The following is a 15,654-nucleotide window of genomic DNA, read 5'->3' as shown; positions in this document are numbered from 1 at the left end:
CCTGCTGAAAGAGGTTTACAACCCGAAGGCCGTCATCCCTCACGCGGCGTCGCTGCATCAGGCTTGCGCCCATTGTGCAATATTCCCCACTGCTGCCTCCCGTAGGAGTCTGGGCCGTGTCTCAGTCCCAGTGTGGCCGGTCGCCCTCTCAGGCCGGCTACCCGTCGACGCCTTGGTAGGCCATCACCCCACCAACAAGCTGATAGGCCGCGAGCCCATCCCCCACCGAAAAACTTTCCAACACCCACCATGCGATGGATGCTCATATCCGGTATTAGACCTCGTTTCCAAGGCTTATCCCGAAGTGGAGGGCAGGTTGCTCACGTGTTACTCACCCGTTCGCCACTGATCCACCCAGCAAGCTGGGCTTCACCGTTCGACTTGCATGTGTTAAGCACGCCGCCAGCGTTCGTCCTGAGCCAGGATCAAACTCTCCGTAAAAGAGAGAAAACACCACGAACCCCCAAAGAGCCCGCAGCATTCAACAATACCTGGCCAGACCAAAACAAACTAGCTAGTTCATTCAGTCCGATCCAAAGGAACCAAAAGGTTCAAAAATACTTGGCATTGACTATCAAGCACACTGTTGAGTTCTCAAACAACCGACACACACCATCAGCACCAGAACCTCAGTCCCAGCCCTCCGGGGCAACCCCTCAACCTTACCAGCGTCAGTCGCGGTGTCAACTCGCCGGTTTCCCGAACTTGTTGGCCTCGTGGCCGACCCGTGGTCCCGAACCGGAGGCGCACTCGTCGCACCCGGTGAAGAGGATTCGGTGGACCGCCCGTGGGACCGACCACCGGTACCCGGCCTGCTGGCCGTCTCCTCGGTGTCCGTTCCTCCCTGCCGGGCGAACGACGAGAACATTACACACACGTTCGCGGCACCGACAAATCCGCAGGTCAGCCGGCATTTCTTGCCGATCGGCGGGGACGGCCGGCGCGGTTCCCCCGGGGACGCCGAGGGGCGACAGGCTCTGCTGCCTGCCGCCCCTCGACCCGGACCGTCACGGGCCGGCCCTGCGCTCCGTCCGCTCAGTCCACGGTCGCGACGGCGAGGGTCTTCTTCCCCCGCCGCAGCACGGCGAACCGGCCGTGCAGGAGATCGGTCGCGTCGAGCGCCGCGTCGTCGGACGTCACCTTGGTGTTGTTGACGTAGGCACCGCCCTCGGCGATCGCGCGGCGAGCGGCCGCCTTGGAGGCCACCAGCCCGGAGCCCACGAAGGCGTCGACCACCAGGGCACCCGCCGACGTCGTGGTCGACGGCAGCTCCGCCACCGCGGCGCCCAGGGTGCGGGCGTCCAGGGCGGCGAGGTCCCCGCGCCCGAAGAGCGCCTGGCTCGCCGCGATCACCGCGTCGGTCGCGCCCTGGCCGTGCACGAGCGTGGTCAGGTCGCCGGCGAGGGCGCGCTGGGCCTCCCTCGCGAACGGACGCTCGGCCACCTGCACCTCCAGCTCCGCGATCTCCTCCCGCGTGCGGAAGGTGAACACCTTGAGGTACTTCACCACGTCCGCGTCGGCCTGGTTCAGCCAGAACTGGTAGAAGGCGTACGGGCTCGTCAGCTCCGGGTCGAGCCATACCGCGCCGCCCTCCGACTTGCCCATCTTCGAGCCGTCGGCCCTGGTGATCAGCGGCGAGGTCATCGCGTGCACCGCGGCGCCCTCGGTCTTGCGGATGAGCTCGACCCCGGACAGCAGGTTCCCCCACTGGTCGTTGCCGCCCAGCTGCAGGGTGCACCCGTGCCGCTGGTAGAGCTCGCGGAAGTCCATGCCCTGCAGGACCTGGTAGCTGAACTCGGTGAAGCTCAGGCCCTCGTCCGACCTCAGCCGGCGCGCCACGATGTCCTTGGCGAGCATCGTGCCCACGCGGAAGTGCCGGCCGACGTCCCGCAGGAGGTCGATCGCCGACATCTCGCCGGTCCAGTCCAGGTTGTTGACCATGCGGGCCGCCGCCGGTCCCTCGAAGTCGAGGAACGGCTCGATCTGGCTCCGGATCCGGTCCACCCAGCCGGCGACGACGTCGCGGGACTGCATGGACCGCTCCGTCGTCGGGCGCGGGTCACCGATGAGGCCGGTGGCGCCGCCCACGAGCGCGAGGGGCCGGTGGCCCGCCAGCTGGAGCCGTCGCATGTTGAGCAGCTGCACCATGTGGCCGACGTGCAGGCTCTGCGCCGTCGGGTCGAAGCCCGCGTAATAGGTGACGGGTCCCTCGGCCAGCGCAGAACGCAGCGCGGCCTCGTCGGTGGACTGCGCCACCAGGCCTCGCCAGTGCAGCTCGTCGAGGATGTCGGTCACCGTGTCGCTCCTAGGTCCGGGAATCAGGGTCGGGTCGGGCGCCCGCGGGCGCCCGCCCCCTAGTCTGCCCGACCGGACGCGATCCCCCGCGTCGTTTCTCGCCCCGGGCTCCGGCGCCTGCGGGGCGTGGCCGGGCGATAGTCCGACACCGTGGCGTCGTCCGCGAGCCAGAACCGCCACGGGAAGAGGTCCGCGCGCCCGCCGTCGCCGCTCACCCCTACCCGCGGTCCGGTGCGCACGTCGCGCGGGTGCGGCGGCGCGACGGCGAGCACCACGTCGCCGTCCGGGTCGGTGACGTCGGCGCCGTCGTCGGCCCGGTCGATCGCCAGCGCGACCGTGAGCCGCGCCGGCCCGCGGGCCAGGTCGCGGTCGGCGCGCAGCACGCCCGCGGCCCGGCGGCGCGCGCGGGCGAGCTCGACGCCGGGCCCGCCGGACGCCGCGTCCAGGACGGCGCCCGCACGCAGGAGCACGGCCGAGGCGCGGCCGGCCGGGCCGCACACCACGTTCACGCAGTGGTGCAGGCCGAGGTGCCGGTACACGTACAGGCGGCCGGGCTCCCCGAACATCGTGGCGTTGCGTGCGGTGCGGCCACGGAAGGCGTGGGAGCCGGGGTCGCGCTCGCCGTCGTAGGCCTCGACCTCGGTGAGGCGCAGCGCCACCGCCCCCTCGGGCGTGCGGCGGGTGAGGGTGGCGCCCAGCAGGTCGCGGGCGACCTCGAGGACGGGGCGGTCGAACCAGGCGCGGTCGGGGACGGTCGCGGGCATCCCCTGATCATGACGGCCGGCGGCGGCGGGGCGCACCCCGGCCCGCCGGCCAGGGCGCCGCCCCCACGCCGGTCAGGCGAAGCCGAACAGCGGCGGGAAGACCACCACCACGACCGCCGCCCAGATCCCGTACGCGGGCAGGTAGCGGGTCTGCCACCGCTCCACGGACGCGAACCCGCGCCGCCCGCGCAGGAACCCGAGGGCGCGCCACGCCGCCCCCACGAGGTGCGCCAGGAGCACGAGGTTCAGCCCCAGCGCCGCGACCTTGTTGGGGCTCAGCCCGAACTCGGCGATCCGGGTCAGCATGGCCGTGAGCATCACGCCGTCGACCGCGAGCGCCGCGACGACGAGCACGAGCTGCAGCACGTCGAAGAACCCGGGCGGGGCGAGCGAGTCCCGGGCGGAGATCGAGTACAGCAGCAGGCACAGGACGAGCACGAGGATCGCGTCCATGAGGATGAGCAGGCCGCGGTCGACGGCGACGAGGTCGCCCCCGCCCAGCAGCACGGGCAGCACGCTCAGCAGCATGACGACGGTCAGCGGCGTGAAGACCTTCGTCAGCACGGGCGCGATGTTCTCGACGACGCTCTTCTTGGCCTCGACCAGCCATGCCGCCACGACGAGGGCACCAGGGACGCAGACGGGCAGGATCCAGTCCTCGAGGACGGGCTCCAGGTCGATGCCCACGATCCCGAAGATCCCCGCCGTGAGGCCCACGAGCACGCCGCCGCCCAGGGCGAGGAGCGTCACGTACACGACGAGCTCGCCGGTGAAGCGGACGAAGTCCATGCGCCCGGCGTCCGACCGCCATCGCCCGGCGACGTAGACGACGCCGACGAGCGTCCACCCGACCACCGGCGCGTGGAGGACCGCGAGCACCTCCGTCGAGCCGGCGGGGACGAACGGGTAGGCGTTGAGCACCACCGCCAGCACCGCGGCGGGCGCGACGACGGCGGCCACGACCCGGAGGGTCGCCCGCCGCTTCCACGCGAAGTAGCCGGCCAGGAAGGGCAGGACGAGCAGGCTGGCGTTGCGCGCCAGCACCATCTCGTCGCCGGGGCCGTCGACGAACCCGAGCGCGACCTTCACGGCCAGCCCGGCGCCGACGGCGAGCGCGAGGACGACGGCGAGCTCGCGCCACCGGGACGCACCGACCCCGTCCCCGCCGGCGTCCGGGTGCTCCGGGACGAGGACGAGCTGCTTCCAGAGCCGGTCGGAGTGCTCGCGGGCGAACTCGCGGGAGACGGCGTCGAGGTTGCCCATGCGCTTGACCGCCACCAGGAACGCCTCGTCCTCGTCGAGGCCGGTCACCGCGAGGTCGTCGACCTGCGCCCGCAGGTGGTCCTCCATCTCCTCGACGTCGGCCGCCGAGATGGCCTGCCGGCGCCGTACGTAGGCACGCCACTGGTCGATCTGCGCCTCGAGGCGCGGGCCGGGCATCACGCCCACCGCTCGGTGACGGCGGCCGGGCGCTCCTGCACGTCCTGCCAGACCCGGCGCAGGGCGTCGGCGACCACGGCCCACTGCTCCCGGCGCTCGGCGAGCGCGTCGCGGCCCGCGGCGGTGATCGCGTAGTGCTTGCGGCGCCGCCCGGCGTCGGACGTCCCCCACGAGGAGGACACGAGCTCCAGCCGCTCGAGCCGGTGCAGCAACGGGTAGAGCATGCCGTCCGTCCACTGCATGCGGCCGCCCGAGAGCTCGCCCACCCGTTTGGCGATGGCGTAACCGTACGACTCGCCCTCGGCCAGGATGCCGAGGACGAGCGGCGTGGCCGAGGCCGCGACGAGGTCCTTGTCGATGTGCACGACGTCTCCATACCTAGAGCTGCAAGGGATGCTTACCCTAGCGCACCTAGGTATGGAGGCGAGGGACGACCGTCAGCGCCCCACGACGTCGCCGCGCCCGTCGAGCCGGACGTCGGCCCGTTCCCGGGTGCGCTCGCGGGCGTAGTGCCCCGCCTCGTCGGCCATCCAGCGCAGCAGGTGGTCGCGGGCGTCCTCGCCGTCGCGCTCCAGGGTGCGCCGCAGGCGCTCGTCGTCGTCCGCCTCGACCCAGACGCGCAGCACCGCCCACGGGTCCACCTGACGCGCGGCCGCGCCGCACCCCTCGACGACGAGGAACGGCCACGGCTCGACGTCGCGCCACTCGGCGTATCGCCCGGCGTACCAGTCGTAGCGCCGGTAGCGCCCGGGCCGGCCCTCGACCAGCGGCTCCAGCACCCACCCGGCCAGCCGCCGCGCGCCGCCGTCGGGCCCCGCCTCCCAGCCCTCGTAGAGGTCGTCCAGGTGCACGACCTGGCAGGCGAGCCGTGTCGCGAGCTGCGTGGCGAGCGTCGTCTTGCCCGAGCCGGCAGGCCCGTCGACGCAGACCAGCCGCGTGGTGCGCCAGGGAGCGGGGGCGCCCGGCCCCGGGAGGCGGGGCTCGGAGCCGTGCACCCGCTCCACCAGCGAGGTCAGCACGCCGTCGGGCACCGTCATCGAGCACGCTCCGTCACGACGACGACCGTGCGGCCCCGCCCCGGGCGAGACCTCGGGAGTCCGAGGCCCGCCCTGGAGGGACCGCACGGTCGGCGGGGCGAGGTGATCAGCCCTCTGCCCAGAACCGGAACTCGGCCGCCTTCTCGCGGGCGGCCTCCAGCTGCTCCGCGACGCGCGCCGGCGCCGTGCCGCCGACGCCGTCCCGCGACGCCACCGAGCCGTCGACGGTGAGCACCTCGCGCACCGCGGGCGTCAGGTGCTCCGAGATGGCGGCCAGGTCGGCGTCCGACAGGTCCCACAGCTCGATGCCGCGGGACTCGCACACCCGCACGCACTCCCCCGCGACCTCGTGCGCGACGCGGAAGGGCACGCCCTGGCGCACCAGCCACTCGGCGACGTCGGTGGCCAGCGAGAAGCCCTGGGGCGCGAGCTCGGCCATCCGGCCGGTGTCGAAGGTCAGGGTGCGCACCATGCCGGCGAAGGCCGGCAGCAGCACCGTGAGGGTGGAGACCTGGTCGAAGACCGGCTCCTTGTCCTCCTGCAGGTCGCGGTTGTACGCGAGCGGCAGGCCCTTGAGCGTGGTCAGCAGGCCGGTGAGGTCCCCGACCAGCCGCCCCGACTTGCCGCGCGCAAGCTCCGCGATGTCGGGGTTCTTCTTCTGCGGCATGATGCTCGACCCGGTCGACCAGGAGTCGTCGAGACGGACGAAGCCGAACTCCTTGGTGTTCCAGAGGATGATCTCCTCGGACAGCCGGGACAGGTCGATGCCGACCATCGCCGCGACGAACGCGAACTCGGCCGCCACGTCGCGCGACGCGGTGCCGTCGATCGAGTTCTCCACCGTGCCGTCGAACCCGAGCTCGGCGGCCACGGCCTCCGGGTCGAGGCCCAGCGACGACCCGGCCAGCGCGCCCGAGCCGTACGGCGAGCGCCCGGCCCGCACGTCCCAGTCCACGAGCCGGTCGACGTCGCGCAGCAGCGGCCACGCGTGCGCCAGCAGGTGGTGGGCCAGCAGCACCGGCTGCGCGTGCTGCAGGTGGGTGCGCCCGGGCATGACGGCGTCGCCCGCGGCGCCCGCCTGGCCGACCAGCGCGTCCACGACGTCCAGGACCTGCCCCGCGACGGTGCGCGCGTTGTCCCGCAGGTACAGCCGCACCAGCGTGGCGATCTGGTCGTTGCGGGAACGGCCGGCGCGCAGCTTGCCGCCCAGGTCCGCGCCCGCCCGCTCGATGAGCCCGCGCTCGAGCGCCGTGTGCACGTCCTCGTCGCCGAGGACGGGCAGGAACTCGCCCGACTCGACGTCGGCGCGCAGGCGCTCCAGCGCCTCCAGCATGCCCGTCAGCTCGTCGTCCGTGAGCAGCCCGGCGGCGTGCAGCACCCGGGCGTGGGCCTTCGAGCCGCGGATGTCGTAGCCCGCGAGCACCCAGTCGAAGTGCGTCGACTGGCTCAGCGCCTGCAGCTCGGGCGAGGGCCCGCCGGCGAACCGGCCGCCCCACAGCGAGACGTGGTCGGTCGAGGAGCCGTCGGACGACGACAGGGCGCCGTCGCCGGCGCCCGTCGGCGTGACCTCGGAGCCCACGTCAGAGCTCCCCGGTGCCCAGGTCGACGCCGTTGCCGAACTTCTCGTCGCGGGCCGCGGCCTGCTTGGCGGCCAGGCCGTAGATCTCGATGAAGCCCTTGGCGTGCGACTGGTCGAACGAGTCGCCCTCGTCGTAGGTGGCGAGGTTGAAGTCGTAGAGGCTGGACTCCGACCGGCGGCCGGTGACGGTGGCACGACCGCCGTGCAGCACCATGCGGATGTCGCCGGAGACGTACTTCTGCGTGTCGTCGACGAAGGTGTCGAGGTTCTTCTTCAGCGGCGAGAACCACATGCCGTCGTAGACCAGCTCGGTCCAGCGCTGCTCGACGCCCCGCTTGAAGCGCGCCTGCTCGCGCTCCAGCGTGACGTTCTCCAGCTCCTGGTGCGCGGCGATCAGCGCGACGGCGCCCGGCGCCTCGTAGACCTCGCGGGACTTGATGCCCACGAGACGGTCCTCGACGATGTCGATGCGGCCCACGCCCTGCGCGCCGGCGCGACGGTTCATCTCCTGGATCGCCTGCAGCGGGGTGACGGCCACGCCGTCGAGCGCGACCGGGACACCCTGGTCGAAGGTGATGACGACCTCGTCGGCCACCGGCGGGAACGTCGGGTCGTCCGTGTAGGAGTAGACGTCCTTGGTGGGCTCGTTCCAGATGTCCTCGAGGAAGCCGGTCTCCACGGCGCGGCCCCAGACGTTCTGGTCGATCGAGAACGGGTTCTTCTTCGTCGTCGCGATCGGGAGGTCGTTGCGCTCCGCGTACTCGATCGCCTTCTCGCGGGTCAGGGCGAGGTCGCGCACCGGGGCGATCGTCTTCAGGTCGGGGGCGAGCGACGTCGTCGCGACCTCGAAGCGGACCTGGTCGTTGCCCTTGCCCGTGCAGCCGTGCGCCACGGTCGTGGCGCCGAACTGGCGGGCCGCCCGCACCATGTGCTTGACGATGACGGGGCGGGAGATCGCGGACACGAGCGGGTAGCGGTCGAGGTACATCCCGTTGGCCTTGAGGGCCGGCATGCAGTACTCGGCCGCGAACTCGTCGCGGGCGTCCGCGATGTAGGCCTCGACGGCGCCGCAGTCGAGGGCGCGCTTGCGGACGACGTTCATGTCCTCGCCGCCCTGGCCGACGTCGACGGCGACGGCGACGACCTCGGCCCCGGTGGCCTCGGCGATCCAGCCGATGGCCACGGAGGTGTCCAGGCCGCCCGAGTAGGCGAGCACGACGCGATCAGTCATGGGTCTTCTCTTCCTTGCGTGGGTGTGGTTCAAGTCTGGCAGGCCGGCGGCCGCCGGCCCGGTGAGAGCGGAGGGTGGGGAGCGGAGGGTCAGGGTGCGGTCAGCTCGAGGAACCGCCGGGCGAGCTCGTCGCCGCCCAGCGGGTCGCGGGCGATGACCAGGATCGTGTCGTCCCCGGCGATGGAGCCCAGGACGCCCGGGAAGACGGAGTGGTCGATGGCGGAGGCGAGGTAGTTCGCCGCCCCCGGCGGGGTGCGCAGCACCACGAGGTTGGCGGACGCCTCGGCGGAGACCAGCAGGTCGTTGCACAGCCGCGCGAGCCGCGCCGCGACGTACTCGGTGTCGTGCTCCCCGACGCCCGCCGCCTGCACGCTGCGGTCGCCGCCCTCCCCGGGCACCGCGTACACCAGCGCGCCGGACGAGCTGCGCACCTTCTCCGCCCGCAGCTCGATGAGGTCGCGCGAGAGCGTGCCCTGCGTGACGGAGACGCCCGCCTCGGCGAGCTCCCGGGCCAGCTCTGCCTGGGAGTGGATCGAGATGCGGCGCACGATGTCGATGATGCGGGCGTGCCGAGCGGCCTTGGTCGTCGGCGCGGTGCTCGCCGCGGACGTCGTCTCGTCGCTCATCGCTGCTCCAGGAGCCAGGTCAGCAGCGCCTTCTGCGCGTGCAGGCGGTTCTCCGCCTCGTCCCACACGACCGAGCGCGGGCCGTCGATCACCTCGGCGGTGACCTCCTTGCCGCGGTAGGCCGGCAGGCAGTGCAGGAAGATCGCGTCGTCGGCCGCGGCCGACATCAGCGCCTCGTCGACGCGGTAGCCGTCCAGCGCGGCCAGGCGCTCGGCGGCCTCGTCCTCGTCGCCCATCGACACCCAGGTGTCGGCGGCGACGACGTCGGCCCCCGCGACGGCTGCCCGCACGTCGGTGGTCACGGACACGGAGCCCCCGGTCGCGGCCGCGATCTGCTCGGCCCGCGCCACGACGTCGGCCGGCGGCAGGTAACCCTGCGGCCCCGCCACGGAGACGTGCAGCCCGGCGGTCACGCCGCCGAGCAGGTAGGACGCGGCCATGTTGTTGGCCGCGTCCCCGACGTAGGCGAGGCGGCGCCCGGCGAGCGCGGCGACGCCCCCGCGGTGCTGGGCCACGGTGAGCAGGTCCGCGAGGATCTGGCACGGGTGGAAGCCGTCGGTCAGCGCGTTGACGACGGGCACGCGCGAGACGGCCGCCATCTCCTCGATCCGCTCCTGGCCGAAGGTCCGCCACACGATCGCGGAGACCTGGCGGTCGAGCACCCGGGTGACGTCGGCCACCGACTCCCGCACGCCCACCTGGGCGAGCCGGCCGTCGACGACCACGGGGAAGCCGCCGAGCTCGGCCACGCCCGTGGAGAACGACACCTGCGTGCGCAGGGTCGGCTTGTCGAACAGGATCGCGACGCCCTGCGGGCCCGCGAGCGGGGTGCGGGCGAAGCGGTCCTCGCGCAAGGCCATGCCCAGCTCGAGCACCTCGCGCTGCTCGTCGGGGGTGAGGTCGTCGTCGCGCAGGAAGTGTCGGGGCATCAGGGCTCCTCGGGAACGGTGACGGAGGCGAAGAACCGGGCGGCGTCGCGCGCCTGGTCCGCCGTGAGGATCAGGGGCGGCGCCAGCCGGATCGCGTCCGGGGCGACCGCGTTGACGATGAGGCCGGCGTCGAGCGCCGCCGTCGCGACCTGCGCCGCGACCGGGCGGGTGAGCTGGACGGCGAGCAGCAGCCCGCGTCCGCGCACGGCGGCGACGAGCGGGTTGCCCGCCGCCTCGATCTCGCGTCGCAGCAGGTCGCCGGTCTCCCGGACGGACCCGAGCAGGCCGTCGCGCTCGATGACCCCGAGCGTGGCGAGCGCGGCGGCCGACGCGATCGGGTTGCCGCCGAAGGTCGTGCCGTGCTGACCGCGGCCCAGCAGCGTCGCCGCGCGCTCGCCGAACGCGATCGCGGCGCCCACCGGGAAGCCGCCGCCGAGGCCCTTGGCCACGGTGACGACGTCGGGCACCACGCCGCCGCCGATCTCTGGCTGCTGGAAGGCGAACCACGACCCGGTGCGGCCGATGCCGGTCTGCACCTCGTCGAGCACCAGCAGGGCGCCCGCCCTGGACGTCAGCCGCCGGGCGTGCGCGAGGTACCCCTCGGGCAGCGGCCGGACGCCCGCCTCGCCCTGCACGGGCTCGACGACGAGGGCGGCGACGCCGCCGCGCGCGGCGACCGCCGCCGGGGAGAACGCCTCGTCGAGGGCGGCGGTGTCCCCGAACGGCAGGTGCTCGACCCCGCCGGGCAGCGGCTCGAACGGCTCCCGGTAGGCGGCCTTGGCAGTGAGCGCCAGGGCGCCCATGGACCGGCCGTGGAAGCCGCCCTCCAGGGCGAGGACCCGCGTGCGCGGCGCGTCGCCGTCGGTCTCGGTGCCACGGTTGCGGCGCGCCATCTTGAACGCCGCCTCGACCGCCTCGGTCCCTGAGTTGGTGAGGAACACCCGCGAGCCGTCCGGGGCGCTGGCGATCGCGAGCAGCCGCTCCGCGAGGGCGATCTGGGCGGGGGTGCCGAAGAAGTTGGAGACGTGCCCGAGGGTGCCGAGCTGGGCGCTGATCGCGGCGGTCAGGGTGGGGTGGGCGTGGCCGAGCGCGTTGACGGCGATGCCCGCGAGCAGGTCGAGGTACCGGCGGCCGTCGGCGTCCCACACGTAGGCGCCCTCGCCGCGCACGAGCACGCGCTGGGGCGGGCCGAACGTGTCCATCACGGCGTGGGAGTAGCGGTCCGTCCAGGCCGCGCCGGAGGCCTCGCCCACGGCGCCACCGCCCGTCCAGCCGGACACGGGCTCCAGGGCGTCGTTCATGCGGGGACCTCCTTCGGGGGCGCGGGGTCGGGCACGACCATGGTCCCGTTGCCGCGCGTGGTGAAGACCTCCAGCAGCACGGAGTGCGGCTGCCGGCCGTCGATGACCGTGGCGCGCGGCACCCCGCCCTGCACGGCCCGCAGGCAGGCCTCCATCTTGGGGACCATGCCCGCCGACAGGCTCGGCAGGAGGGCGGCGAGGTCCGCCGCCGCGATCTCCTCGACGAGCGAGTCCTTGTCCGGCCAGGACGTGTACAGCCCCTCGACGTCGGTGAGGACGATGAGCTTGGTCGCGCCGAGCGCCACCGCGAGCGCCGCCGCGGCCGTGTCGGCGTTGACGTTGAGCACCTGGGTCGGGTCGTCGACGTCGGGGGCGACCGTGGAGACCACGGGGATGCGGCCCGCGTCGAGCAGGTCCTGCACCGCCGCGGGGTGCACCTCGACGACGTCGCCCACGAGGCCGACGTCGACGGGCTCGCCGTCGACGACGGCGTGCCGGCGCGACGCGCCGAAGAGCCCGCCGTCCTCGCCCGAGAGGCCGACGGCCCGCGGGCCGTGCGCGTTGATCAGCCCGACCAGCTCCCGGGAGACCTGGCCGGTGAGGACCATCCGCACCACATCCATCGCCTCGGGCGTCGTGACGCGCAGGCCGCCGCGGAACTCGCTGGCGATGTCCAGCCGCTCGAGCATCGCGTTGATCTGCGGGCCGCCGCCGTGCACGACGACGGGGCGCAGCCCCACCTGGCGCAGGAAGACCATGTCCTGGGCGAAGGCGGCCTTGAGCTCGTCGTCGATCATCGCGTTGCCGCCGTACTTGACGACGACGAGCGCACCCGCGAACTCCTGCAGCCACGGCAGTGCCTCGAGGAGCACCTCGGCCTTCTGACCGGGCCGCAGCCCGTTCACGACGTCGCTGCTCATGAGCTGTACGCGCTGTTCTCGTGGACGTACGCGTGGGTGAGGTCGTTCGTCCAGAGAGTGACCTCGGCGTCCCCTGCGTGCAGGTCGACCGTGATGTCCACGCCGCGCGACGCGCCGAGATCGACCTTGTCGGGCGACTCGTGCGCCCCGCCCGCCTTGCAGACCATGACCCCGTTCACGCTGACGTCGAGCTCCAGCGGGTCGAACGGCGCGACCTCCTCCGAGACCGTACCGACCTGCGAGAGGATGCGGCCCCAGTTGGGGTCGTTGCCGAAGATCGCGGCCTTGACGAGGTTGGACCGGCTGACGGCACGCGCGACGGCGAGGGCCGCGTCCTCGGTGGTGGCGTTCGTGACCGTGATGGCGATCTCGTGGGACGCGCCCTCGGCGTCGGCGACCAGCTGCCGAGCCAGGTCCGCGCACACGGCGGTGACGGCGGCGGTGAGCGCGGCCGGTTCCGGCGTCGCCCCGGAGGCGCCCGAGGCCATGAGCACCACGGTGTCCGAGGTGGACATGGCACCGTCGGAGTCGACGCGGTCGAAGGTCTCCCGGGTCGCGCTGCGCAGCGCGGCGTCGGCCGCCGCGGGGTCCACGTCGGCGTCCGTCGTGATCACGCAGAGCATCGTGGCCAGCGCGGGCGCGAGCATGCCGGCGCCCTTGGCCATCCCGCCCACCGTGACCGTGCCGTCGGGCGTCTCGATCGTCCGCACCGCCGTCTTCGGCACCGTGTCGGTCGTCATGATGGCCGTCGCGGCCGCGGTCCCGGCGGCGTCGTCGTCCGCGAGCGAGCCTGCCGCGACGGGCACGCCCGCCACGAGCTTCTCGGCGGCCAGACGCACGCCGATGAGGCCGGTCGAGGCCACGAGCACGTCGATCGCACCGATCCCGAGGGCCTCGGCCACCGCTTCCGCGGTCGCGTGCGCGTCCTGGAAGCCCCCAGGGCCCGTGCACACGTTGGCGCCGCCCGAGTTGAGCACGACGGCGCGCGCGGCGCCGTCCTTGACCGCCTGTCGCGACCACATCACGGGCGCGCCGACCACACGGTTGGTCGTGAAGACGGCCGCGGCGGTGTGCCGAGGTCCGTCGTTGACGACGAGCGCGAGGTCCGGGGTGCCGGAGGCCTTGAGGCCCGCGGTGACGCCGGCAGCCCGGAACCCCTGGGCGGCGGTGACGCTCATGGTGCGACTCCTTCGGTGACGAGGCCGGCCGTCTCCGGCAGGCCGAGAGCGAGGTTCATGGCCTGGACCGCCTGCCCGGCGGTGCCCTTGACCAGGTTGTCGATCGCGACGACGGCGACGACCCGCCCGGCCGCGCGGTCGAGCGTCACCTGGACGAGCGCGGTGTTGGCGCCAAGGGTCGCGGCGGTCGAGGGCCACTGGCCGGCGGGCAGCAGGTCGACGAACGGCTCGCCCGCGTAGGCGTCGTGCCAGACGGCGCGCACGTCGTCGGCCGTCGCGTCCTCGTGGCCGGGCGCGAGGCGCGCGGTGACGGTGGCGAGGATGCCGCGGGACATCGGCACGAGGGTCGGGGTGAAGCTGATCGACACGTCGTCGGCCCCGGCGCTGCGCAGGTTCTGCGTGATCTCCGGGATGTGCCGGTGCGTGCCGCCCACGGCGTACGGGGCCGCGGAGCCGAGGCCCTCGGCGGCCAGCAGGTGCGGCTTGAGCGCCTTGCCCGCGCCGGAGTAGCCGTTGGCGAGGACGGCGACGACGTCGGCGGGGCGCACCAGGCCCGCCGCCACCCCGGGCTGCAGGGCGAGCGTCACCGCGGTGACGTTGCAGCCGGGCACGGCGACCCGGCGGGCGCCGGCGAGGTGGTCGCGCTGGTGGCCGGTGACGGCACCCGCGCCGTCGGCGTGGATCAGCTCGGGCAGCCCGTACGGCCAGGTGCCGGCGTGCGGCGAGCCGTAGAAGCTCTCCCAGTCGGCGGCGGAGGCGAGTCGGTGGTCGGCCCCGAGGTCGAGCACCAGGACGTCGTCGGGCAGCTGCGCGGCGACCTCGCCGGACGCCCCGTGGGGCAGGCCGAGCACGACCACGTCGTGGCCCGCGAGCGCCTCGGGGGTCGTGGGCGCGAGGACGCGGCCGGCGAGCGAGCGCAGGTGCGGCTGCAGCTCGCCGAGGCGCGAGCCGGCGTTCGAGTGCGCCGTGACGGTGCCGACCTCGAGATGCGGGTGCCCGGCGGCGAGCCGGAGGAACTCTCCCCCGGCGTACCCGGACGCGCCCGCCACCGCGACGCGGAGCTGCGGCTGAGTGCTGACCATATGCAGCACTATACATACCTATGCACTCCGGATGACGCCCGTCCGCGAAGTGGTCGGCTCCGCCGGGGCTCAGCGCAGCGCGAGATACATCACGTGCAGCCCCACGTAGCCGTGCGCCGGGCTGCGGAAGGCGCCCGGCACGGTGCCGACGATCTCGAACCCCAGCGACCGCCACAGCCGCACGGCCGACGTGTTCGACTCCACGACCGCGTTGAACTGGATGCCGCGGTAGCCCTGCTCCCGGTGCCAGGCGACCACGTGCTCCCCGAGCGCGCGCCCCACGCCCTTCCCGCGGGCTGCGGGCGAGACCATGAACGACGCCGTCCCCACGTGGTCCCCGTGCCCGGGCCTGTTCGGCCCCATCTTGGCGGTCCCGAGCAGCGTGCCGTCGCCTGCCTCGGCGACCACGGTCCGCCCGGGCGGCCGCTCCATCCAGACCTCGCGCGCCTGGTCGCTCGTGAGGTCCAGCGGGTACACGTACGTCTCGCCCTCGCGCACCACGGCCTCGACGATCGGCCACAGGTGCGGCCAGTCGGCGTCGGTCGCGGGGCGGACGGTGAGGGTCGGGTCGGGTTCTCGGGTCACAGCGGCAGCATAGGGTCGTCGTCGTGACCAGCACCTCCACCCCTTCGGTCGACGTCGCCGCTGCGGTCGCGGCGGCCTACGACGCGCGGTCTGCGACCTATGACGAGAGCCGGATGCACCGCGACCTGGCGGCCGCGGTCGCCGCGTTCGCGACGCTGGACGGCGTCGCCGACGTGCTCGACGTCGCGACCGGGACCGGCCTGGTGCTGCGTGCCCTCCACGCGTCGTCGGGCACGACCGTGCGGACGACCGGCGTCGACCTGTCGCCGGACATGCTCGCCGTCGCGCGCCGTGAGCTGCCGCAGGCGACGCTGCTGCGGGCCGACGCCGCCGCCCTGCCGCTCGCGGACGCCTCCGTGGACCTGGTCACCTGCGTGACGGCGCTGCACCTGCTGCCCGACCCGCACGCCGCGCTGGCCGAGTGGGCGCGCGTCCTGCGGCCCGGCGGCCGCGCCGTCACCGCGACGTTCACCGCCTTCGCCCGGCCGGCCCGGGCGCGCCCCCCGTTCCCGGTCCACCACGAGCGGTTCGCGACGCCCGAGCGGCTCGCCGCATCCGCGGCGGGCACCGGGCTCCGGCTGCGGCGGCACGCGGCATGGCGCCACGTCGACGGCGACGCGTTCCTGCTCGGCGAGCTCGGCACGGACGGCACGCCCGTTCTCGCGACCGCCCACGAGCCGTAGTCTC

Annotated in this window: 15 protein-coding genes and 1 rRNA gene; 1 reads left to right on the top strand and 15 read right to left on the bottom strand. The window is 73.5% G+C overall.

What is annotated here, in order from left to right:
• From IEW03_RS09755 to IEW03_RS09685, 15 genes are all read right to left on the bottom strand, one after another.
• A 16S ribosomal RNA gene (locus IEW03_RS09755) occupies positions 1-441 on the bottom strand; the annotation flags it as partial.
• Between the two features lie 594 nt (positions 442-1,035).
• Positions 1,036-2,295: a tyrosine--tRNA ligase gene (tyrS, locus tag IEW03_RS09750; RefSeq protein ID WP_188523456.1), complete on the bottom strand. Its 1,260-nt coding sequence runs from the start codon at positions 2,293-2,295 to the stop codon at positions 1,036-1,038.
• A 59-nt stretch (positions 2,296-2,354) separates the two neighbouring features.
• Positions 2,355-3,059, bottom strand: a complete 705-nt coding sequence (locus IEW03_RS09745; RefSeq protein ID WP_188523455.1) for a DNA-3-methyladenine glycosylase — start codon at positions 3,057-3,059, stop codon at positions 2,355-2,357.
• A 72-nt stretch (positions 3,060-3,131) separates the two neighbouring features.
• Positions 3,132-4,499: a permease prefix domain 1-containing protein gene (locus IEW03_RS09740; protein WP_188523454.1), complete on the bottom strand. Its 1,368-nt coding sequence runs from the start codon at positions 4,497-4,499 to the stop codon at positions 3,132-3,134.
• Positions 4,499-4,864: a PadR family transcriptional regulator gene (locus tag IEW03_RS09735; RefSeq protein ID WP_188523453.1), complete on the bottom strand. Its 366-nt coding sequence runs from the start codon at positions 4,862-4,864 to the stop codon at positions 4,499-4,501. Before IEW03_RS09735 ends, IEW03_RS09740 begins: the two co-directional genes overlap by 1 nt.
• A gap of 72 nt (positions 4,865-4,936) precedes the next feature.
• Complete coding sequence (locus tag IEW03_RS09730) at positions 4,937-5,536, bottom strand: uridine kinase family protein (protein WP_188523452.1); 600 nt, start codon at positions 5,534-5,536, stop codon at positions 4,937-4,939.
• Positions 5,537-5,642: 106 nt separating this feature from the next.
• A complete protein-coding gene (argH, locus tag IEW03_RS09725; RefSeq protein ID WP_188523502.1) occupies positions 5,643-7,073 on the bottom strand; it encodes an argininosuccinate lyase in 1,431 nt (476 codons plus the stop codon).
• A 43-nt stretch (positions 7,074-7,116) separates the two neighbouring features.
• Complete coding sequence (locus tag IEW03_RS09720) at positions 7,117-8,346, bottom strand: argininosuccinate synthase (RefSeq protein WP_188523451.1); 1,230 nt, start codon at positions 8,344-8,346, stop codon at positions 7,117-7,119.
• Between the two features lie 89 nt (positions 8,347-8,435).
• On the bottom strand, positions 8,436-8,972 hold the full coding sequence (locus tag IEW03_RS09715; protein ID WP_188523450.1) for an arginine repressor: 537 nt from the start codon (positions 8,970-8,972) through the stop codon (positions 8,436-8,438).
• Positions 8,969-9,901, bottom strand: a complete 933-nt coding sequence (gene argF / locus IEW03_RS09710; protein WP_188523449.1) for an ornithine carbamoyltransferase — start codon at positions 9,899-9,901, stop codon at positions 8,969-8,971. Before argF ends, IEW03_RS09715 begins: the two co-directional genes overlap by 4 nt.
• Positions 9,901-11,202, bottom strand: coding sequence for an acetylornithine transaminase (locus IEW03_RS09705; RefSeq protein WP_188523448.1), 1,302 nt, complete (start codon positions 11,200-11,202; stop codon positions 9,901-9,903). Before IEW03_RS09705 ends, argF begins: the two co-directional genes overlap by 1 nt.
• Complete coding sequence (argB, locus tag IEW03_RS09700; RefSeq protein ID WP_188523447.1) at positions 11,199-12,122, bottom strand: acetylglutamate kinase; 924 nt, start codon at positions 12,120-12,122, stop codon at positions 11,199-11,201. Before argB ends, IEW03_RS09705 begins: the two co-directional genes overlap by 4 nt.
• On the bottom strand, positions 12,119-13,300 hold the full coding sequence (gene argJ / locus IEW03_RS09695) for a bifunctional glutamate N-acetyltransferase/amino-acid acetyltransferase ArgJ (RefSeq protein ID WP_188523446.1): 1,182 nt from the start codon (positions 13,298-13,300) through the stop codon (positions 12,119-12,121). The genes argB and argJ overlap by 4 nt, the downstream gene beginning before the upstream one ends.
• Positions 13,297-14,382, bottom strand: coding sequence for an N-acetyl-gamma-glutamyl-phosphate reductase (argC, locus tag IEW03_RS09690; protein WP_188523445.1), 1,086 nt, complete (start codon positions 14,380-14,382; stop codon positions 13,297-13,299). Before argC ends, argJ begins: the two co-directional genes overlap by 4 nt.
• A gap of 69 nt (positions 14,383-14,451) precedes the next feature.
• Entirely contained in the window at positions 14,452-14,967 is a 516-nt protein-coding gene (locus IEW03_RS09685; RefSeq protein ID WP_188523444.1) for a GNAT family N-acetyltransferase, read from the bottom strand.
• 23 nt (positions 14,968-14,990) lie between these two features.
• Between IEW03_RS09685 and IEW03_RS09680 the strand changes: the two genes are divergently transcribed.
• The gene (locus IEW03_RS09680) at positions 14,991-15,650 is read left to right on the top strand and encodes a class I SAM-dependent methyltransferase (RefSeq protein WP_188523443.1); all 660 of its coding nucleotides are present in this window, start codon (positions 14,991-14,993) and stop codon (positions 15,648-15,650) included.
• Positions 15,651-15,654 lie beyond the last annotated feature (4 nt).

It is taken from the genome of Isoptericola cucumis, assembly GCF_014635665.1.
In the GTDB taxonomy this organism is placed as follows: domain Bacteria; phylum Actinomycetota; class Actinomycetes; order Actinomycetales; family Cellulomonadaceae; genus Isoptericola; species Isoptericola cucumis.
Note: the sequence above shows the minus strand (reverse complement) of the source record. Positions and strands in the feature narration are given on the sequence as shown.